This window comes from Sphingomonas sp. SP5 (assembly GCF_058313455.1).
This window is the reverse complement of the sequence record NZ_JBZFLF010000001.1, coordinates 554,779-573,199: the sequence shown is the minus strand read 5'-3', so window position 1 is coordinate 573,199 and position 18,421 is coordinate 554,779. Positions and strand designations below refer to the sequence as shown.

Annotated in this window: 16 protein-coding genes and 1 tRNA gene; 6 read left to right on the top strand and 11 right to left on the bottom strand. The window is 68.7% G+C overall.

What is annotated here, in order from left to right:
• Nucleotides 1–13: 13 nt before the first annotated feature.
• Both recN and AC4GY7_RS02590 read right to left on the bottom strand, forming a co-directional pair.
• Nucleotides 14–1,672, bottom strand: a complete 1,659-nt coding sequence (gene recN / locus AC4GY7_RS02595) for a DNA repair protein RecN (protein WP_491111841.1) — start codon at nt 1,670–1,672, stop codon at nt 14–16.
• Nucleotides 1,673–1,825: 153 nt separating this feature from the next.
• Nucleotides 1,826–2,788: an outer membrane protein assembly factor BamD gene (locus AC4GY7_RS02590; RefSeq protein WP_491111840.1), complete on the bottom strand. Its 963-nt coding sequence runs from the start codon at nt 2,786–2,788 to the stop codon at nt 1,826–1,828.
• A gap of 89 nt (nt 2,789–2,877) precedes the next feature.
• On the opposite strand from AC4GY7_RS02590, the gene AC4GY7_RS02585 reads away from it, so the two are divergent.
• Nucleotides 2,878–3,702 (top strand): class I mannose-6-phosphate isomerase, encoded by an 825-nt coding sequence (locus AC4GY7_RS02585; protein ID WP_491111839.1) that lies wholly within the window; start codon nt 2,878–2,880, stop codon nt 3,700–3,702.
• 73 nt (nt 3,703–3,775) lie between these two features.
• Nucleotides 3,776–4,966, top strand: a complete 1,191-nt coding sequence (locus AC4GY7_RS02580; protein WP_491111838.1) for a glycosyltransferase — start codon at nt 3,776–3,778, stop codon at nt 4,964–4,966.
• Here the strand turns inward: AC4GY7_RS02580 and AC4GY7_RS02575 are convergent.
• The 4 genes from AC4GY7_RS02575 to yajC are packed head-to-tail and all read right to left on the bottom strand — an operon-like array spanning nt 4,948 to nt 8,255.
• Nucleotides 4,948–5,313: an MTH938/NDUFAF3 family protein gene (locus AC4GY7_RS02575; RefSeq protein WP_491112080.1), complete on the bottom strand. Its 366-nt coding sequence runs from the start codon at nt 5,311–5,313 to the stop codon at nt 4,948–4,950. The genes AC4GY7_RS02580 and AC4GY7_RS02575 overlap by 19 nt on opposite strands.
• A gap of 11 nt (nt 5,314–5,324) precedes the next feature.
• Complete coding sequence (gene secF, locus AC4GY7_RS02570) at nt 5,325–6,299, bottom strand: protein translocase subunit SecF (protein WP_491111837.1); 975 nt, start codon at nt 6,297–6,299, stop codon at nt 5,325–5,327.
• A 16-nt stretch (nt 6,300–6,315) separates the two neighbouring features.
• Nucleotides 6,316–7,914, bottom strand: coding sequence for a protein translocase subunit SecD (secD, locus tag AC4GY7_RS02565; protein WP_491111836.1), 1,599 nt, complete (start codon nt 7,912–7,914; stop codon nt 6,316–6,318).
• Nucleotides 7,914–8,255 (bottom strand): preprotein translocase subunit YajC, encoded by a 342-nt coding sequence (gene yajC, locus AC4GY7_RS02560; RefSeq protein ID WP_491111835.1) that lies wholly within the window; start codon nt 8,253–8,255, stop codon nt 7,914–7,916. Before yajC ends, secD begins: the two co-directional genes overlap by 1 nt.
• Nucleotides 8,256–8,457: 202 nt before the next feature.
• Here yajC and AC4GY7_RS02555 point away from each other — a divergent pair.
• Nucleotides 8,458–8,534 (top strand) — tRNA-Pro (locus AC4GY7_RS02555).
• A gap of 128 nt (nt 8,535–8,662) precedes the next feature.
• A complete protein-coding gene (locus tag AC4GY7_RS02550) occupies nt 8,663–9,697 on the top strand; it encodes a spore coat protein U domain-containing protein (RefSeq protein ID WP_491111834.1) in 1,035 nt (344 codons plus the stop codon).
• On the opposite strand, the gene AC4GY7_RS02545 is transcribed toward AC4GY7_RS02550, so the two are convergent.
• Genes AC4GY7_RS02545 through AC4GY7_RS02535 form a run of 3 tightly spaced genes read right to left on the bottom strand, consistent with a single transcriptional unit; the run spans nt 9,682 to nt 13,902 of the window.
• Nucleotides 9,682–11,133: an efflux transporter outer membrane subunit gene (locus AC4GY7_RS02545; RefSeq protein WP_491111833.1), complete on the bottom strand. Its 1,452-nt coding sequence runs from the start codon at nt 11,131–11,133 to the stop codon at nt 9,682–9,684. The two genes, AC4GY7_RS02550 and AC4GY7_RS02545, sit on opposite strands and share 16 nt — an antisense overlap.
• A gap of 7 nt (nt 11,134–11,140) precedes the next feature.
• Nucleotides 11,141–12,724: an MDR family MFS transporter gene (locus tag AC4GY7_RS02540; RefSeq protein ID WP_491111832.1), complete on the bottom strand. Its 1,584-nt coding sequence runs from the start codon at nt 12,722–12,724 to the stop codon at nt 11,141–11,143.
• Nucleotides 12,721–13,902 carry an HlyD family secretion protein gene (locus AC4GY7_RS02535; RefSeq protein ID WP_491111831.1) on the bottom strand — a complete coding sequence of 394 codons (1,182 nt, stop codon included), beginning with the start codon at nt 13,900–13,902 and terminating at the stop codon, nt 12,721–12,723. Before AC4GY7_RS02535 ends, AC4GY7_RS02540 begins: the two co-directional genes overlap by 4 nt.
• Before the next feature lie 84 nt (nt 13,903–13,986).
• Between AC4GY7_RS02535 and AC4GY7_RS02530 the strand changes: the two genes are divergently transcribed.
• Nucleotides 13,987–14,430, top strand: a complete 444-nt coding sequence (locus AC4GY7_RS02530; protein WP_491111830.1) for a MarR family winged helix-turn-helix transcriptional regulator — start codon at nt 13,987–13,989, stop codon at nt 14,428–14,430.
• A 224-nt stretch (nt 14,431–14,654) separates the two neighbouring features.
• Here the strand turns inward: AC4GY7_RS02530 and AC4GY7_RS02525 are convergent, their stop codons facing one another.
• Both AC4GY7_RS02525 and AC4GY7_RS02520 read right to left on the bottom strand, forming a co-directional pair.
• Nucleotides 14,655–14,846 carry a YbdD/YjiX family protein gene (locus tag AC4GY7_RS02525; RefSeq protein ID WP_491111829.1) on the bottom strand — a complete coding sequence of 64 codons (192 nt, stop codon included), beginning with the start codon at nt 14,844–14,846 and terminating at the stop codon, nt 14,655–14,657.
• A complete protein-coding gene (locus AC4GY7_RS02520) occupies nt 14,843–16,885 on the bottom strand; it encodes a carbon starvation CstA family protein (RefSeq protein ID WP_491111828.1) in 2,043 nt (680 codons plus the stop codon). Before AC4GY7_RS02520 ends, AC4GY7_RS02525 begins: the two co-directional genes overlap by 4 nt.
• Before the next feature lie 116 nt (nt 16,886–17,001).
• On the opposite strand from AC4GY7_RS02520, the gene uvsE reads away from it, so the two are divergent.
• On the top strand, nt 17,002–18,153 hold the full coding sequence (gene uvsE, locus AC4GY7_RS02515) for a UV DNA damage repair endonuclease UvsE (protein ID WP_491111827.1): 1,152 nt from the start codon (nt 17,002–17,004) through the stop codon (nt 18,151–18,153).
• The last annotated feature ends 268 nt before the right edge of the window (nt 18,154–18,421 follow it).

Below are 18,421 nucleotides of genomic sequence, written 5' to 3'. Positions count from 1 at the left end.
GATGCGACCTTGCTTACGCCGCCTCCAACAACCGTTCCGCCTGCGCGCGCGCTTCGTCGGTCACTGTCGCGCCGGACAGCATGCGGGCGATCTCTTCGCGGCGTTCCGCTTCGCCCAGGACGCGCACGCCGGTGCGGGTGACGGTGCCGTCGTGGCTCTTGGCGATCAGCAGATGTTCGACGCCGCGCGCGGCGACCTGCGGCGAATGGGTGACGACGAGAAGCTGGGTGCGTTCGGCGAGGCGCGCCAGCCGTTCGCCGATCGCGCTCGCCACCGCACCGCCGACACCGCGGTCGATCTCGTCGAAGATCATCGTCGCCGCGCCGCCTTCCTCCGCTAATGCGACCTTGAGCGCGAGGATGAAGCGCGACAATTCGCCTCCCGAGGCGATCTTGGCGAGGGGGGCGAAGGGCGCGCCGGGGTTGGTCGCGATCTCGAATTCGACCCGGTCCTTGCCGTGCGACGACCAGCCCTCCGGCCCGACGGGCACCACCATCGTGCGGAAGCGTGCGGCATCCAGCTTCAACGGCGCGAGTTCGCCCGCCACCGCGGCGTCCAGCCGCTCTGCGGCGGCATGGCGACGCTGCGACAGGATGTCGGCGGCGGCGTCGAAATCCGCACGGGCGGCAGCGGCGGCGGCTTCGAGCAGCGCGATGCCATCCTCGCCAGCCTCCAGCCGGTCGAGCCGCTCGCGCAGATCGTCGGTCAGTTTTGCAAGATCGTCGGGCTGGACGCGGTGCTTGCGCGCCATGCCACGCAGTTCGAACAAGCGCGCCTCATCCTCCTCCAGCGCCCGCGGATCGTAGGCGAGCGCGCGGCGCGCCTCGACCAATTGCTCCTCGGCGGCCGAGGCCTCGATCACCGCGCGGTCGATCGCCGCCAGCGCCTCGCCGAGCGCCGGGTGATCCTCGGCGATCCGTTCCAGCACGCGCGCGGCCTGTCGCAACTGCGCAAGGCCACCATCCGACCCTTCGAGATAATCGTCGATCGCGCCCAGTTCGCTCGCGATCTTCTCGGCGCGCTGCATGCCGCGGCGCTTGTCGGCCAGCGCCTCCTCCTCGCCCGGTTCGGCGGCAAGGGCGGTGAGTTCCCCGACGGCATGTTCCAGCCACTCGCGGTCGCGCGCCGCCGTCTCGATCTCGGCACGTGCCGTCTCCAGCCTGGCCTGTGCCGCGCGCAGCGTCGCCCAGGCGCGGGCGGTATTGCCCGGATCGACCCGGCCGAAGCTGTCGAGCAAGGCGCGGTGACCGCGCGGGTTCAGCAGGCCGCGATCGTCATGCTGGCCGTGAATCTCGACCAGCATCGGCGCCATCTCGCGCAGCAGCGCGGCCCCTGCCGGCTGGTTGTTGACGAAGCCGCGGCTGCCGCCGTCGGCCTTGACGATGCGGCGCACGATCAGCGGCTCGCCGGGCTCCATCTCGACGCCATTGTCGTCGAGCAAGGCCGCGAGCGGACCGGCCGGCGGATCGAAGGTGGCGGTCACCACCGCCTGCGTCGCACCGTGGCGCACCAGCCCGGTTTCGCCGCGCCCGCCCAGCGCCAGGCCGAGCGCATCGAGCAGGATCGACTTGCCCGCGCCCGTCTCCCCGGTCAGCACGTCGAGCCCGGCCCCGAATTCGAGGTCGAGCGCCTCGATCAGCACCACATCGCGAATGGACAGCGCGGTCAGCATCGCCGCCCGATATAGCGTGCGATGCGCGGATGTTGATCCTTAAATGTTCTGATTTTTTCGCAATGTCCCGTGCAGCGGAGAGCGGGCACGCAAGTGCCGCCCCCGCGCATGGTGTTTCGCCACCGCCTCCCGCTTACGGGACGGCCGCGAGCTTCAGGTCGTCGGCGTCTCGGTGCTCGGTACCGGACCGCCGGTGGTGCCGCCGCTGGGCGCGACCGGAGTCGGCGTGCCCGGAGCTTCGGCCTTGGGCGTCGCGTTGTTCGTGCCCGGCAATGCCGGTTGCGCACCGGGGGTGCCGACCGGGACGATCGGCTGGCCCGCCGGGATCGGCGCGACCGGCGTGTAGGGATGCTCCTGCATCAGCTTATAGGCATGGCCGTACCAGTCGCTGCCCGGGTAATTGGCGCCGAGCACCGCCGTCGCCTTCTGCGCTTCGCCCGGCAGGCCGAGCGACAGATAGCTTTCGGTGAGCCGCATCAGCGCCTCGGGCGTGTGCGTCGTCTGCTGATATTTGTCGATCACTGTGCGGAAGCGCAGCGTCGCCGCCAGCCACTGACCGCGCGTTTCGTAGAAGCGACCGATCTCCATCTCCTTGCCGGCAAGGTGATCGTTGACGAGGTCGATCTTCAGCCGCGCGTCGGAGGCATAACGCGTATTGGGATAGCGGCGCACCAGCTCGCCGAGCGCGTTCAGCGCCTGCAGCGTGATCTTCTGGTCGCGCGTCACGTCGCGGATCTGCTCGTAATAGCTGAGCGCGACGAGGTAATAGGCATAGGGCGCATCGCGGTTGCCAGGGTGCACCGACAGGAAGCGCTGCGCCGACTGGATCGCCTGAGTATAGTCCCGGTTGAGGTAATAGCTGAACGCGCTCATCAGCTGCGCACGCCGTGCCCAGATCGAATAGGGATGCTGGCGCTCCACCTCGTCGAACAGCAGCGCCGCTTCCTTGTAGCGCCCCTGGTCCAGCCGCTTGCGGGCGGTGGAATAGAGCGTGCCGACGTCGCGGGCGACGTACGGCAGGTCGGACTTGGCGCGGTTGCGGGCGCAGCCCGCGATCGGGAGCGCGAGAACGGCGATCAGCGCTGCGGCAAGCGCCTTGGACTGTGGGGTACGCATCGGCTAAGGCTCTTAGCGTAAGCCCGGCCTCGCGAACAATCCCTTCCGTCATGGCCGCGCGCAATGGTTACGACCTCGAAAGGACCCGCATGCCCGCCACCCTGCTGCACACCCATCGCGTCGAAAAGCCGTGGGGCCGGCACGACCTCGGCTTCGGGTTCGAGGACGCGCCGAAGGGCGGCGATCCCGTCGGCGAGATCTGGTTCCAGGAGCCGGGCGACACGACGCCCGACCTGCTCATCAAATATCTGTTCACCGGGCAGAAACTGTCGGTGCAGGTCCACCCCGACGACGAACAGGCGCATGCCCGCGGCCTGCCGCGGGGCAAGGACGAATGCTGGACGATCCTCGCCGCCCGGCCCGATTCGACGATCGCCTTGGGACCCAAGGCGCCGATCACCGCCGACACGCTGCGCCGCGACGCGCAGGATGGCAGTATCGAGGACGATCTCGACTGGGTGCCGGTGAAGGCGGGCGATTTCTACTACGCCCCCTCCGGCACCATCCACGCGATCGGCGGGGGGCTGACCCTGATCGAGGTGCAGCAGAACAGCGAGACGACCTATCGCCTCTACGATTACGGCAGCGACCGCGAGCTGCACCTCGACGATGGCGTCGCGGTGTCGCACCTGACGCCCTACCAGCCGATCGTCTCGCCGGGCGCGGCGGGCGAAGGGCGCGAGATCCTGGTCGAGGGACCGAAATTCGTGCTGGAGCGCTGGTCGTCGGGTGAGCGGCAGGTCGCGCTGGCCGAGGGGCAGACCGGCTGGCTGGTGCCGATCACCGGATCGGGCAGCGTCGCTGGCCTCGCGTTCAAGGCCGGCGAATGCGTCACCGTCACCGGCTCGGAGACGATCGCGAGCAGCGAGGATGCCGATCTGCTATTCGCCTACTCCGGCATGCGCCGCCTCTGACCGCCCTTTTGGCGGCGTGATCGCGTGGGGCGTGCTGGCATTTGCTTAACCTCGCCGGGTTAGCAGGCGTCCCATGCTCCGCGTGCTCACGCTGTCCACCCTGTTTCCCGACGCGACGCGGCCGAACTTCGGTATCTTCGTGGAGCGGCAGACGCAGGGGCTGGCTGCGCTGCCGGACGTCGCGGTAAAGGTGGTGGCGCCGATCGGCCTGCCGCCGGGACCGCTGGCGCGGCTGCGCCATGCCGATCGACGAGCGCTGCCGCTGCACGAGACTTGGCATGGCCTCGACGTGGCGCGGCCGCGCTTCACCGCGGTGCCGGGGGTCGGCGGCCGCTGGCACGCGTATCACCTGCACCGTGCCCTCGAACCGGTGCTCGATGGCATCCGGGCCGAGTTCGCCTTCGACGTGATCGACGCGTCCTTCTTCTTTCCCGATGGCCCGGCCGCCGTCGCGCTCGGGGCGCGCTACGGCGTGCCGGTGTCGATCAAGGCGCGCGGGGCCGACATCCATCATTGGGGCCGCAATCCCGCCACCGCCGCACAGGTGCTTGCCGCGGGCCGCGGCGCCGATGGCCTGCTCGCCGTCAGCGCGGCGATGCGGCAGGACATGATCGCGCTCGGCATGCCGGGCAGCGCCATCGCGGTGCATCACACCGGCGTCGATCTCGACCGCTTCCGCCCGGTCGATCGCACGGCCGCCAAGACGGCGCTGGGCGTCGCAGGGCCGCTGGTGCTGTCACTCGGCGCCCTGATCCCCCGCAAGAACCACCACCTCGTCCTCCACGCGGTCGCCGCGCTGCCGGGCGTCACGCTGCTGATCGCGGGCGAGGGGCCGGAACGGGCGCGCCTGCTCGCCCGCGCCGCCGAACTGGGGGTGGCGGATCGCGTCCGCCTGCTCGGCAGCGTGCCCCATGCCGATCTGCCGGCCATCATCGGCGCGGCCGATGTGATGGCGCTTGCCTCCGCGTCGGAAGGGCTGGCCAACGCATGGCTGGAGGCGCTCGCCTGCGGCACCCCGATCGCGGTGTCGGATGCCGGCGGCGCGCGCGAGGTCGTGACCTCGGCCGACGCGGGCCGCATCGTCGCCTGCAATCCGGCCAATCTCGCGGTCGGCATACACGATCTGCTGGCCAGCCCGCCGCCAGCGCATGCGGTGCGGGCAGCGGCGGAGCGCTTCACCTGGCAGGCGAACAGCGCAGGCCTTGCCGCGCATCTCGAACGGCTGGTCGCCGCCCGAGCGAAAGGTCAGGCATCGAGTGGGTAGAGCGCGGCGCCGATGATCCGCCCTTCGCCGCGCAGCACGCCCCAGGCACGTGCCGCGGCGCGGCTGTCCATCGCCTCGACGCCGATCTCTCGCGCATCGAGGGCGCGGACCAGATCCACGGGTGGCCGCACCAGCGCGGCGCCGGTGCCGATCAGGATGAATTCGGGGCCGATGTCGATCAGCGGGCGCAGCGCCGCTTCGTCCAGCCGGTCGAGCGGCGGCGGGGCGAACTCCGCCGCCGTCTCCGGCGTCAGCAACAGCGCGCGATAGACGGCGTCGTCGACACGATAGCCGTTGCCGGCGAAGCCGCGGACGATCGGCCCGCCGCTCTGCTGCTCGCGCTCCATCCGCATGCGCGTCAGCCTTCCCGCGGGCCGACCCGCTCCGCATTGTCGATGCCGCCGCGCTTCGGCTTGTCGGCGGCGATCGGCTCGGCGCGCAGGCCCAGCGTGATGAGCAGCGACGACGAGACGTAGATCGACGAATAGGTGCCGACGACGATGCCGAGGATCATCGCCGCGGTGAAGCCACGCAGCACATGGCCGCCCAGCGCCAGCATCGCGACCAGCGCGAGCAGGATCGTCACCGAGGTCATGACGGTGCGCGGCAGCGTCTCGTTGACCGACAGGTTGATGATCTCGCGCATCTCCATCTTGCGATAGCGGCGCATGTTCTCGCGGATGCGATCGTCGATCACGATCTTGTCGTTGATCGAATAGCCGATGATGGTGAGGACGGCGGCGATGATGTTGAGGTCGAATTCGAAGCGCGATACCGCGAAGAAGCCGACGGTCATCAATAGATCGTGGACGATCGCGACGATCGTCGACACGCCGAACTGCCATTCGAACCGGACGATCGCGAACAGGCCGATGCCGAGGATCGCGAGCACGACCGCGAGCACGCCGTTGCGGATCAACTCGCCCGACACCTTGCTCGACACGGTCGAATAGCGGCTGAAGGTCGCGCCGGGAAATGCCTGGCCCAGCGCAGTCTCGACCTTCTTGACGACGGCGTTGGTGGCGCCTTCGTCGGCACCCTCCTGCACGGGCAGGCGGATGGTCAACGTCTTGGGATCGCCGAACTGCTGGAGCGCGGCCTCGCCGACGCCCAGGCCATCGATGACCTGGCGGACCTTGTTCTGGTCGGGCTGGGTCGGGAACTTCTCTTCGATCATCAGGCCGCCGACGAAGTCGACGCCGAAGTTGAGGCCCTTCACCACCGTCAGCCCGACCGCGAGCAGGCTGAGCGCGAGCGTCAGCCCGAATGCCCAGCCGCGCAGGCGGACGAAGTCGATATTGGTGTTGTCGGGTACGATTTTCAGGAGGCGCATGAGGTGTCCTTTCGCCTCAAATGTTGATCGTCTTGGGCTTGTTGCGCCGGATCCACAGCGCGACGAGCATGCGCGTGAAGGTGACGGCGGTGAAGACCGAGGTGACGATACCGATGAGCAGCACGACCGCGAAGCCGCGGACCGGACCTGATCCGAGCACGAACATGATCGCGCCCGAGATGAAGTGGGTCATGTTGGCTTCGAAGATGGTGCGACTGGCTTCCTTGTAGCCCAGCTCCACCGCCTGCACGACGCTGCGCCCGCGCCGGCGTTCTTCGCGGATGCGCTCGTTGATGAGCACGTTCGCGTCGACCGCCGTGCCGATCGTCAGCACGAAGCCGGCGATACCCGGCAGCGTCAGCGTACCACTGAGCAGCGCGAGCACGCCCAGGATCACGAACACGTTGATGACGACGGCGAGGTTCGCATAGGCGCCGAAGCGACCATAGGTCACGAACATGAACACCATGACGAGCGCGACCGCGACCGCACAGGCCTGGATGCCGGCCCGGATCGAATCGGCGCCGAGTTCCGGACCGACGGTCGATTCCTCGATCACCTTCAGGTTGATCGACAGCTTGCCCGAGCGCAGCGCGATCGCGAGCTGGTTGGCGCTGTCGACGGTGAAGCCGCCGTTGATGACCGCCGACCCGCCGAGGATCGGCTCGTTGATGTTGGCGACGGAGACGACCTGATTGTCGACCACCACCGCGAACGGCTTGCCGACGTTCGCCTGCGTGACGCGGGCGAAGCGGTTGCCGCCGACGCCGTTGAACGTGATCTGCACGTTGGGCGCGTTGGTCTGCTGGTCGAAGCCCTGGCGGGCGTCGGCCACCATGTCGCCGGTGATCACCGCCTGGCGCTTCACGACACTGAACGGCACGCCGTCGCGGCTGCCGGGATAGGGGAGGACCTGGCTGCCGATCGGCGCGATCCCCTTGGCGGCATCGGCGGGGTTGGCGGTCGTGTCGACCAGCTTGAATTCGAGGCGCGCGGTCTTGCCGAGCAGATCCTTGAGTTGTTGCGGGTTCTGGAGGCCCGGCACCTGCACGAGAATGCGATTGTCGCCCTGGCGGACGATGGTCGGTTCACGCGTGCCGAGCGCGTCGATGCGGCGGCGCACGACATCGGTCGCGTCTTCCATCGCGATCTTGATCGCCTGGTTGAGGCCCGCCTGTGTCGGGGTCAGCACGAAGCGGCTGCCATCGACGACCTGGATGTCCCATTCCCGCTGGCCGGTCATGCCCGCGCCGCCGCCGGTGATGCCGAGCAGGCGTTCGCGTGCCGCGTCGACCTGCGCCGGGTTGCGCAGCATGAAGCTGATCTGGTTGTTGCGCGTCGAGATATCGCCGATGTCGATCCGGGGCGTGCCGTTGCGCATCGTCCCCTGGATCTGATCGCGCATCGATTCGATCCGCGTGTTGGCGAGGTCCTGCGTGTCGGCTTCCAGCATTAGATAGCTGCCGCCGGCCAGGTCGAGCCCCTTGTTGACGCGCGGATGGAACGGCCAGTTCGCGGTCATCTTTTCAGGCAGGAACGTCGGGATGGCGAGCGCGCAGAGCAGCGCCAGCACCGCCCAGATCGACACCACCTTCCAGCGCGGGAAGTCTAGCATCAGTCGTTCGCCGGCTTCGAATTGGGGCTGGTCACCTCGGCCAGCGTCGCCTTGACCACGCGAATGCGGGTGTTGGGCGCGATCTCGACCTCGACGAAGGCGTCCTCGACGCGCGTCACCTTGCCGACCACACCGCCTGCGGTGACGACGCTGTCGTTCTTCTTCACGCCGGCGATGGCGTTCTGCAAGGTCTTCATCCGCGTCTGCTGCGGCCGAATCATCAGGAAGTAGAAGACGATGAAGATGAGCAGCAGCGGTGCGAAGCTGATGAGCGAGGCAAGGCCACCGGATTCAGCAGCGGCGCCGCCGGCGGTCTGGGCATAGGCTGGGGAGATGAGCATCTGATCCGTGCATGGCTGATCGGCAGAGGAAATACCCCCGCACCTGATGCCTGCGCGCTAGCATCCGTTGCGATCCCGCGCAATGTTGCGCCGAAGCAACGGATCGGGAGGGGAAGCTGCCATTAGCGGCTTGCGTCGCACGGCCGACGCGCCTACAGGCCCCGCTCCGGGATCGGCGGCTTTGCCGAATGGTCCCGTCGGTCGGGGCGTAGCGCAGCCTGGTAGCGCATCACACTGGGGGTGTGGGGGTCGCAGGTTCGAATCCTGTCGCCCCGACCATTTCATCCGCCGCCCGTGGCGGCACGGCTGCCCGGGGCAGCAGGGCATCCAAACCAAAATGATTTCGTAACAGGCCGTTTACCGGCCGCGGCCATGGCTGTCCGCAGTTCGTCGCTGCGGAGACAGGAATGACGTTGGTTCGTGGGGTTTGCCGGTTCGTCGTCTGTGTCGCCGCCGCCGTCCTGATGCCGGCTGCGGCCTCGGCGGCCTGCACGGTGACGCCGAAGGTCACGGCGAATGCCGGCCCCTATTCACCCGCCGCGGCCGCCGCGGCCAAGCTGCCGACGATCGCCAGCCAGGCGGGCCTGGGCTGCAATGCGACGGTGCTGACGCTGTTCGGTGGCAATTACGTGCGGGCGACCTTTTCCAGCACGAATGCGATGACGCTCAAGAACGGTGCCAGGGCGATTCCCTACACCGCCTTCGCCGATGCCGGCAGCACCGTGCCGCTGACCAACGGCGCGACGATCGACTATATGCAGAACAATCTGCTGAACCTGTTGGGCCTGCTCGGCAGCAGCAACGCGGCGCTGCCGCTCTACCTCAAGCCGGGCGCCGCCGCCGGCCTGCCGTACGGCAATTACGTCGACAAGATCACCGTCGCCTGGGACTGGAAGATCTGCAGCCTCGCCTATGTGCTGGGCGCCTGCGTCGGCACGCTCGATCAGGGCGCCGGCAGCAGCGAGATCACGGTGACCGTCACCGTCGGGCCGCAGGACGTCACGATGACGGTGAGTTCGGTGGTGACGTGGGATCCGGTGAACGGCACCGGCCGCCCCTTTGCCCTACCGGGCAGCAAGGGCCGCACCAGCCTGGCCGTGCGCAATCCCGATCTGGTGCCGCTCGACGACGGTTCGCTGGCGCTCGTCTACCGCGTGCCTGCCAGGACCAGCGTCGCGCTCGATGGCGACGGGACGGCGGGCAATCCGGTGTTCGGCTTCAGCGACGGGTCGCCTGCATCGGGTACGACGCTGAGCTACGTCGCCGGCAGCGCCACCGACGATGTCGATTTCTCGACCGACAATGGCGCCACCTGGACCTATTCGCCGGTGGCCGGGGATCGCGCGTCGGAGGCGGCGGTCACCGCGCTGCGCTTTCGGCCGAAGGGCGCGATGAAGGCGGGCAGTGCCTTTACCCTGTCGTTCCCCTACCTCGTGCGCTGATCGCTCCAGCCGAGACCCAGCGCCTTCTGGAGCGACACGAAGTCGCCGGTAAGGCTGGCGAGGCCGGATGACAGGTTCTGCTCCGCCGCCACGCGGCTGCGCTCGGCGTCGAGCGTGTCGATCAGCGTCGCGGTGCCCGCCTGGAAGCGCTGGCGCATCAGCGCGGCCGCCCGGTCGGCGCTCGCCTTGCTGCGCATCAGGCTGGCCACCGTATCGCGGCGGTGGCCGAAGCGGGACAGCGAGTCCTCGGCATCCTTGAGCGCGCCGAGCACGGCGGCGCGATATTGCGCCTCGGCTTCGTCCCGCTGCCCCTCGGCCTGTTCGATGCGCGCGCGGTTGCGGCCAAAATCGAGGAAGTTCCACTGCAACATCGGCGCACCGACCGCGAGCAGCTTGTCGGGGCTGATATCCGACAATTCGGTGCCGCCGATGCCGATCAGCCCGAGGATGTTGAGCCGCGGAAAGCGCGCCGCATCGGCGACGCCGACCTGCGCGGTACGCTGCGCCAGCTGGCGTTCGGCGGCGCGGATATCCGGCCGGCGCTGGAGCAATGCGGCGGGATCGCCCACCGCCACCTGCGCCGGCGGCAGCGGCACCGGCCCCGCCGGCGTCAGCAGCGCGTCGAGCGAGCCCGGCTCCGCGCCGGTCAGCACCGCCAGCGCATTGAGATAGCTTTCCAGTTCCGCCTGGAGCGGCACGATCTGGCCGTTGGTTGCCTCCAGCTGCCCGCTCAGCCGCTCGACATCGAGCGCCGAGGCGGCACCGCGATCGAAACGCTGCCGGGTGAGGTCGAGCATCTGCTTCTGCATGTCCGCCGACGCCCGGGCGAGGGCGATCCGCTGCTGCCTGTCGCGCAGGTTGACATAGGCCTGCGCCACCTCCGCGGTCAGGCTGACCTGTGCGTCGGCAACATTGGCCTCGGCCGCCTCCGCCTGCGCGCGGGCCGCCTCGACCTGCCGGCGGCGGCCGCCGAACAGATCGACCTCCCAGCTCGCATCGAAGCCGAGATTGTAGAGGTCGAGCGCGCTGGCGCCGCCGCCCGAGCCGCTGCTGCCCGCTTCGCTGCCGCCGCTGCCCGACCCGCCGAGGTCGAGGCCCGGCACGCGGGCATGCGCGTAGAGCGCGGAGGCATTCGCGCTCGGCGCCTGGTTGGCCCGCTCCAGCCGCAGCGATCCGCGCGCCTGCCGCAACCGCGCCTCGGCGACCGCGATGTTCGGGTTGGCCGCCAGTGCGCGCGTCTCGAGGTCGGTCAGCGTCGCATCGCCCAGCTGCGTCCACCAGGCGGCGACCCCCGGCGCGGCAGGCGTCGCGGCCGGGCCGCCGCGCGCGAAGCCCTTGGCGGGGGCGGAGAGCGTCTGCGGCGGCCCGGCATAATTTGGGCCGACGGTGCACGCCCCCAGCAGGAGCGCGAGCGAAAGAAGGGGCAGGGTACGCATCATCGCCTCAATGCATCGCCGCGACTTTGCCTTGCGGCAGCGGACGGAGGAACAGGACGAGCGGCACGACACAGCAGATGCCGACCGACAGGAGCCAGAACAGATCGTTGTAGGTCATCACCAGCGCCTCGCGCTGGATGGTACCGCCGAGTTGCTGCAACGCGGTCGCGCTGCTGCGCAGGTAATCCTGCACCACCAGCGAATTGGCGTTGACCAGATCGTCCAGCCGGCGGCTGTGCAGGTAGCTGCGCTGGTCCTGCAAGGTCGCGATGCCGGCGAGCGCGAACGATCCGCCGATGTTGCGCGCCGCGCTGAACAGGCCGGCGGCGTCTCCCGCCTCAGAAGGCTTCACCGACGCGATCGCCGCCTGGTTGAGGAACACGAAGCCGAGGATCGTGCCGACGCCCCGCAGCAGCTGCGAATCGGTGAAGGCGCTGCCGACCGAATCGGCGGTGAGCGTCGTGTCGAGGTGGCAGCTCAGCGCCATCAGCAGCAGCCCGGTCGCCACCGCCAGCCGGATATCGAGGTGCCGGATCATCAACGGCACCAGCGGCATCATCAGCAGGCTGGGGATGCCGCTCAGCAGCACCACCTTGCCCGATTGCAGCGCGTTGTAATCGGCGATCGCGGCGAGGAACTGCGGGATGACGTAGCTGCTGCCGTAGAGCACCATGCCGAGCACCAGGCCCATCGTCGCCACGCTGCCGAACTGGCGATCGAGCAGCAGCCTGAGCTTCACCACCGGATTCTTGGACAGGAACTGCCCGGCGAACAGCATCGCAAGGCCGAACAGCGTGAGCGCGGTCAGCTTGATGATGAGCGCGGACTGGAACCATTGTTCGCGCTGCCCCTCTTCCAGCACCACGGTGAGGCCGCCGAGCCCGAGCGCCAGCCCGGCGATGCCGAGCCAGTCCGCCTTCAGCAATTCGCCGAGATGCGCCTTCTGGTGCGGCAGCCCGACCAGCAGCAGCACCAGCAGCAGCGCGCCGACGGGGATGTTGAGGAAGAAGGCGTAATGCCAGCTGACGTTCTCGGTCAGATAGCCGCCGATCAGCGGCCCCAGCACCGGGCCGAGGATCGCGGTGACGCCGAACAATGCGGTGCCGATCGGCTGCTGCGATCGCGGCAGGCGCGTGGCGATGATCGTCATCGCCGTCGGGATCAGCGCGCCGCCGGTGATGCCTTGCCCGGCCCGCCCGATGATCATCATCGTCAGCGTCGTCGACAGGCCGCAGACCACCGAAAAGGCGGTGAACAGCACGGAGGCGATCAGCAGGAAGGTGCGCAGGCCCAGCACCCGCTCCAGCCAGGCGGCGAGCGGAATGATGATGATCTCGGCGACGAGGTAGGAGGTGGCGATCCACGTCCCCTCCGTGCCGCTCGCGCCGATTTCGCCCTGGATCACCGGCAGTGCCGAATTGACGATCGAGATGTCGAGCGTCGCCATCAGCGCGCCGAGGCTGCCCGCCGCCACCGCCAGCCACGCACCGAGATCGGCGCGTTCCGGCGGCGCGTCGGCCCCAGTGCCGGCTCGGGCGCCGGCCTTACCCTTCGCCGCTGCGCGGTTCGCCGCAGGTGCGGCGGCGCTCATCGGCCGCGCGCCTCGTTATGCTGGTTCTGCCCCTCGCGGATGCGCTGCAACTGGCCCTTGGCGGAGCGGGTGTCGACGGTCGCATCCACCGACATGCCCGGCACCAGCAGCGCCTTGGTCTGCGCGTCCGCGTCGATCGCGATGCGTACCGGGATACGCTGCACGATCTTGGTGAAATTGCCTGTCGCGTTCTGCGGCGGCAGCAGCGAGAATTGCGCGCCCGTTCCCGGCGACACGCTCTGCACATGGCCGTGGATCTCGACACCGGGCAGCGCGTCCACCTCCAGCGTCACCGGCTGGCCGATGCGCATCAGGCCGAGCTGCGTCTCCTTGAAATTGGCGGTGACGTAGAGCTGCTGGACGGGAACGATCGACATCAGCCGCGTGCCGGCCTGAACATATTGGCCGATCCGCACCGTCTTGTCGCCGACTCGGCCGTCGATGCTGGCGCGCAGCACGGTCGCGCCCAGGTTGACGTTGGCTGCGGTCAGCTGCGCGCGGCTGGCCTCGCCCTGCGCCTGCGCCTGCTGCACCTGCGCCTGCAACGTGCCGACCCGGCGCTGGGCGCTGGTCAGCGCGGCCCGGGCGGAGGCGACCTGCGCATCGGCCTGACGCGCCTGGTTCTGCAATTGCGACAATCGTTCGCGCGTTTCCGCGCCCGAGGCGGCGAGCGGCTGGTAACGGGCGACCTCGCTGTGCGCGAAGGCCGCATCGCTGCGAGCGGCGGCCAGATCGGCGCTCGCCTTGGTGATCGCAGCCTGCTGCTCGCGGATTTGCGCGCGCACGCCCTCGGCGTTGGCACGCGCTACGTCGATCTGCGCCTCCACCTGCGCCGCCTGCGCACGATAATCACGCGCGTCGATGCGGAGCAGCGGCTGGCCGGCCTTCACCTGCTGGTTGTCGGCGACGAACACCTGATCGACATAGCCCCACACCTTGGGCGAGATCGTCACAGCATCGGCCTGAACATAGGCATCGTCGGTGCCCTGCATGAACTTGCCGACGCTCTGATAGCGGACGTACCACAGCACGCCGCCGATCACCGCGACCGTCAGTACCAGCAGCAGCACGATGCGCACGCGCGGGTTCTTGAGCGGGGAGGGCTTGGCGGCCTCGTCCTGCGACTCGGCGTCATCCTGCTGTTCGGATGCGTCCTGCTGCTGCTCTTGCTCGGCCATTCGCTTCATCTTCATGCCATCGGAGCCGCGTAGATGCTCGCACTTGCAGCATAGTGCAAGACCATTTAATGAGGGTCCTCACTTATGGCCTGTTTCGAAGACCTTGCCTCGACCCTGTTCGGCCTGCAGCTGCGCATGCAGCGGCTGATGAATCGCCGCATGGCGGAGCAGGGCGCCTCGCTCGCGCGTACCAAGCTGTTGTTGTTCCTGCAGCGACGCGGTCCGGCGCGCGCGGCCGACATCGCCGAATTCTTCGACAACGCGCCACGCACGGTGACCGAGGCGATCGACGGGCTGGAACGCGACGGGCTGGTGATTCGCTCCCCCGACGCCCGCGATCGTCGGGTGAAGCAGGTGTCGATCACCGATCAGGGGCGCCGTGTGATCGCCGACACCGAGCCGCTGCGGCAGGGGTTGATCGACGGCGTGTTCGGCGTGCTCGATGCGACCGAGCGCGCGCAACTGGCCGCGATCCTCGACAAGCTGCTGCCCGCGCTCGATGCCGAGGAAGCGCTAAACCGCGGCTAACACAGCCTATTGCATCCGATCCGGCCTGTGTTACGCTCTCCCCCTGCCGCCAGAAGAGCGGATGATGGGAGAGGTGCTGTGGACCGGTATCAGCCGACCTTGTGCCAATGCGGTTTCGGCGTCCTGTGCTGCGCGAGCGGTGTGGCGGCGTCGATCTGCGCGATGACGTTCATGCTGCTGGGCTGATCCGCCCGCGGCCAATGCCGGTGCCCTAGCGCTGCGCCTCAGCAGCAACGCCCGCCGTTGCGCCCGCCGTACCGCGCCTCCTGCCGGTTGCGGAAGAACGCCGTCTCGCTCATCACCGGCGCGTCCGGATGCGCTTCCGCCATGTGCGCGCAATAGGTGCGGTAGGACGGCACGCCGACCATCAGCCGCCCCATGTCGGCCAGCGCCTGCCAGATGCGGCGCACCGTCATATCGTCGCCGGGATTTCGCTGACGCTCGGCCGGTCGATCCGCCGCGCGGCGCGGCAGGTGCGGATGCCATAGCCGATGATCGACACCACCACCGCCAGGAACAGCGCGCACAGCGCGGCGTCGATCCGGTCGTTGACGACGATCCGCTGCATCTCGCCCGGCGACTTGGCGGGAGCGAGCAGTTCGCCACGCGCCGCCGCCTCGGCGAAGCGGCTGGCATGCGCCAGAAAGCCGACGCGCGGATCGGCGGCGAACAGCTTCAGCAGGCTGGCGGTGACCGTGCACAGCACCAGCCACGTCGCCGGCAGGATCGTCACCCAGGCATGGCGCTCGCGCTTCATCCGGAACAGCACGGCCGTCGCCAGCACCAGCGCCACCGCGGCGAGCATCTGGTTGGAGATGCCGAACAGCGGCCACAGGGTGTTCACCCCGCCCAGCGGATCGGTGACGCCCTGGTAGAGGAAGAAGCCCCAGGCCGCGACGCACAGGCCGGTGCCGATCAGCCCCGGCACGAACGAGGTCGCGTTGCGGAACCCCGGCACGGCGAGCCCGATCAGGTCCTGCAGCATGAACCGCCCGGCCCGCGTGCCGGCATCCACCGCGGTCAGGATGAACAAGGCCTCAAACAGGATGGCGAAATGATACCAGAAGGCCATCATCGCCCGCCCGCCGATCAGGCTGCTGAAGATATGCGCCATGCCGACCGCCAGCGTCGGCGCGCCGCCGGCACGACTGATGATCGTCGTTTCGCCGACGTCCCTGGCGGTCGCCGCGATCGTCTCGGGCGTGATCGCAAAGCCCATCGCACTCACCGCGGCAGCGGCGCTGGCGGGATCGGTGCCGACTACCGCCGCCGGGCTGTTCATCGCGAAATAAACGCCGGGATCGATCACCGAGGCGCCGACCAGCGCCATGATCGCGACGAAGCTTTCCATCAGCATCGCGCCATAGCCGATGAAGCGTGCGTCGCCCTCGCTGGCGATCAGCTTGGGCGTGGTGCCGCTGGCGATCAGCGCGTGGAATCCCGACACCGCACCGCAGGCGATGGTGATGAACAGGAAGGGGAACAGCGATCCCGACCATACCGGCCCGCTGCCGTCGACGAAGCGGGTGAGGGCGGGCATCCGCATCGGCGGCGCGACGACGACGATGCCGATCGCCAGCGCGGCGATCGCGCCGATCTTGAGGAAGGTCGACAGGTAATCGCGCGGCGCGAGCAGCAGCCAGACGGGGAGCAGCGAGGCGATCGCACCATAGCCGATCAGGATCCAGCACAGCTGGACGGGCGTGTAGGTGAACCACGGCGCGAGGCTGGCCGATGCGGCGACATCCTGCCCATAGACGATCGCCAGGATCAGCCCGACGAGGCCGATCAGCGACACTTCACCGATCCGCCCCGGCCGCAGCCAGCGGGAATAGACGCCCATCAGCAGCGCGAGCGGAATGGTCGCGGCGACGGTGAACATGCCCCATGGGCTGCCGGCGAGCGCGCGCACGACGATCAGCGCCAGCACCGCGAGGATGATGACCATGATCGTGAAGGCGCCGAACAGCGCGATGGTGCCGGGCACCGGCCCCATCTCCATCCGGATCAGTTCGCCGAGCGAGCGCCCGTCGCGCCGCATCGACAGGACCAGCACCATGAAATCCTGCACCGCACCCGCCAGCACCACGCCGGCAAGGATCCACAGCATGCCCGGCAGATAGCCCATCTGCGCAGCGAGCACCGGGCCGACCAGCGGCCCCGCCCCGGCGATGGCGGCGAAATGGTGGCCGAACAGCACGCGCCGATCGGTGGCCACGAAGTCGAGCCCGTCGGGATGCCGCACCGCCGGCGTCGGCCGCGCCGGGTCGAGCCCGACGACGACTTTGGCGAGGTAGAGCGAATAGAAGCGATAGGCGATCAGGTAGACGGACACCGCAGCCACGACGATCCACACCGCGTTGACCGCCTCGCCGCGCGCCGTGGCGACGATGCCCAGCGCGGCGGCGCCGACCAGTGCGAGGACGATCCAGCCGATCCTGCCAGCGATGCTCACCCGTCGCGTCTCCTTCCAGTGGCCGTCTCGCACCTTCGGAAGGGTGAGGGCGAACGGGGTCTAGGCCGACCTCACCCCGCCCGCAACCCGAGCCGCTCCCGCCCGTTGGTGCCACCATGACCGATCCCGCGCGCCCGCTCAGATTAGGCTTTCCCGTCAAGGTGATGGGCAAGCCCGGCTTCAAGAGCAACGATACCCGCCGCTGGCAGAAGGGGCCGCACCTCAAATGCTCGCTGGAGGAGGTCGATCGCATCCTCGACTATCTCGCCGGCGTCGGCCTCGACATGTATCGCCTGTCCTCGGATCTGGCGCCCTACGCCACGCATCCCGACCTGCCGCAATTCCACGACATGGTGGCGGAAAGCGATGCCGAGCTGCGGGCGTTCGGCGTCAAGGCGCGGGCACTGGACATGCGCTTGTCCTTCCACCCGTCGCAATATGTCCTGCTCAACAGCCCCGATCCGGCGCTGACCACCAAGAGCATCTGGGATCTTGCCAGCCAGGCCGAGATGCTCGACCGCATGGGCCTCGACGACGAGGCGGTGCTGGTGACGCATGTCGGCGGCGTCTACGGCGATCACGAGGCGAGCCGCGCGCGCTGGATCGAGGGGTGGAACGCCTGCCCGGAGCATGTCCGCCGCCGGCTGGTGCTGGAGAATGACGACATCCGCTTCTCCGCCGCCGACGCGCTCTGGCTGCACGAGCGGACGGGCGTGCGGCTGATCTTCGACTATCAGCATTTCTGGTGCCTCAATCCCGAACGGCTCGACATGCGGGACACGCTGGAACGCTTCCTCGCCACCTGGCCCGACGGCGTGCGGCCGAAGATCCATTTCTCCTCCCCCCGCACCGAAATGCGCGAGCTGAAGCCAAAGGTCACCGCCAAGGACCGCGCCAGCGGCAAGGTGGTGAAGAAGGGCGAGGTCACCAAGGCACCGGTGAAGGCCAACGCGCGCGTCAAGACCGTGCTGCGCCCGCCGATCTGGACCGGCCATGCCGATTTCACCAACCCGTTCGAATTCGCCACCTTCATGCGCATGGCCGACGGGCTGGTGTTCGACGTGATGATGGAGGGCAAGGCAAAGGACGTCAGCCTGCTCAAACTGCGCCCGGACCTGCTGCGCTTCGCCCCCGATGTGGCGGCACGGTTCGGGATCGAGCCGGACGATGCCGAAGCGCTGGCGAAGGACGAGGCGGCGCTCGACCGCGGTGTGGCCACCGACGAGGAACCGGACGTCGACGAGGGCGTGCAACTCGCCGCGGAGTAACCCAAATTCCTCCCGGCACGGGGAGGGGGACCGCTCGGCGGAGCCGAGTGGTGGAGGGGCAGCCCCAAGCACATTCGCCCGTGGCTGCCCCTCCGTCACCGCTACGCGGCGCCACCTCCCCGTACCGGGGAGGATTTCAGCGTACGCGGTTCGCCAACTCACCAATCCTCCCTCGCGTCAGCGGGGGAGGGGGACCGCGCCGAAGGCGTGGTGGAGGGGGCGGCTCCGCAAGCACTACGTTCGAAGCGTATCTCTCCCTGCGCCAGCG

Excerpts from the sequence above, each read along its gene's own strand:
- AC4GY7_RS02550 (WP_491111834.1), top strand. The coding sequence starts at position 8,663 with ATGACGTTGGTTCGTGGGGTTTGCCGGTTCGTCGTCTGTGTCGCCGCC.
- AC4GY7_RS02585 (WP_491111839.1), top strand. The coding sequence starts at position 2,878 with ATGCCCGCCACCCTGCTGCACACCCATCGCGTCGAAAAGCCGTGGGGC.
- AC4GY7_RS02530 (WP_491111830.1), top strand. The coding sequence starts at position 13,987 with ATGGCCTGTTTCGAAGACCTTGCCTCGACCCTGTTCGGCCTGCAGCTG.
- AC4GY7_RS02535 (WP_491111831.1), bottom strand. The coding sequence starts at position 13,902 with ATGGCCGAGCAAGAGCAGCAGCAGGACGCATCCGAACAGCAGGATGAC.
- AC4GY7_RS02540 (WP_491111832.1), bottom strand. The coding sequence starts at position 12,724 with ATGAGCGCCGCCGCACCTGCGGCGAACCGCGCAGCGGCGAAGGGTAAG.
- AC4GY7_RS02590 (WP_491111840.1), bottom strand. The coding sequence starts at position 2,788 with ATGCGTACCCCACAGTCCAAGGCGCTTGCCGCAGCGCTGATCGCCGTT.
- uvsE (WP_491111827.1), top strand. The coding sequence starts at position 17,002 with ATGACCGATCCCGCGCGCCCGCTCAGATTAGGCTTTCCCGTCAAGGTG.
- AC4GY7_RS02575 (WP_491112080.1), bottom strand. The coding sequence starts at position 5,313 with ATGGAGCGCGAGCAGCAGAGCGGCGGGCCGATCGTCCGCGGCTTCGCC.
- AC4GY7_RS02545 (WP_491111833.1), bottom strand. The coding sequence starts at position 11,133 with ATGCGTACCCTGCCCCTTCTTTCGCTCGCGCTCCTGCTGGGGGCGTGC.
- secF (WP_491111837.1), bottom strand. The coding sequence starts at position 6,299 with ATGCGCCTCCTGAAAATCGTACCCGACAACACCAATATCGACTTCGTC.
- AC4GY7_RS02580 (WP_491111838.1), top strand. The coding sequence starts at position 3,776 with ATGCTCCGCGTGCTCACGCTGTCCACCCTGTTTCCCGACGCGACGCGG.
- recN (WP_491111841.1), bottom strand. The coding sequence starts at position 1,672 with ATGCTGACCGCGCTGTCCATTCGCGATGTGGTGCTGATCGAGGCGCTC.
- secD (WP_491111836.1), bottom strand. The coding sequence starts at position 7,914 with ATGCTAGACTTCCCGCGCTGGAAGGTGGTGTCGATCTGGGCGGTGCTG.
- yajC (WP_491111835.1), bottom strand. The coding sequence starts at position 8,255 with ATGCTCATCTCCCCAGCCTATGCCCAGACCGCCGGCGGCGCCGCTGCT.
- AC4GY7_RS02525 (WP_491111829.1), bottom strand. The coding sequence starts at position 14,846 with ATGACGGTGCGCCGCATCTGGCAGGCGCTGGCCGACATGGGGCGGCTG.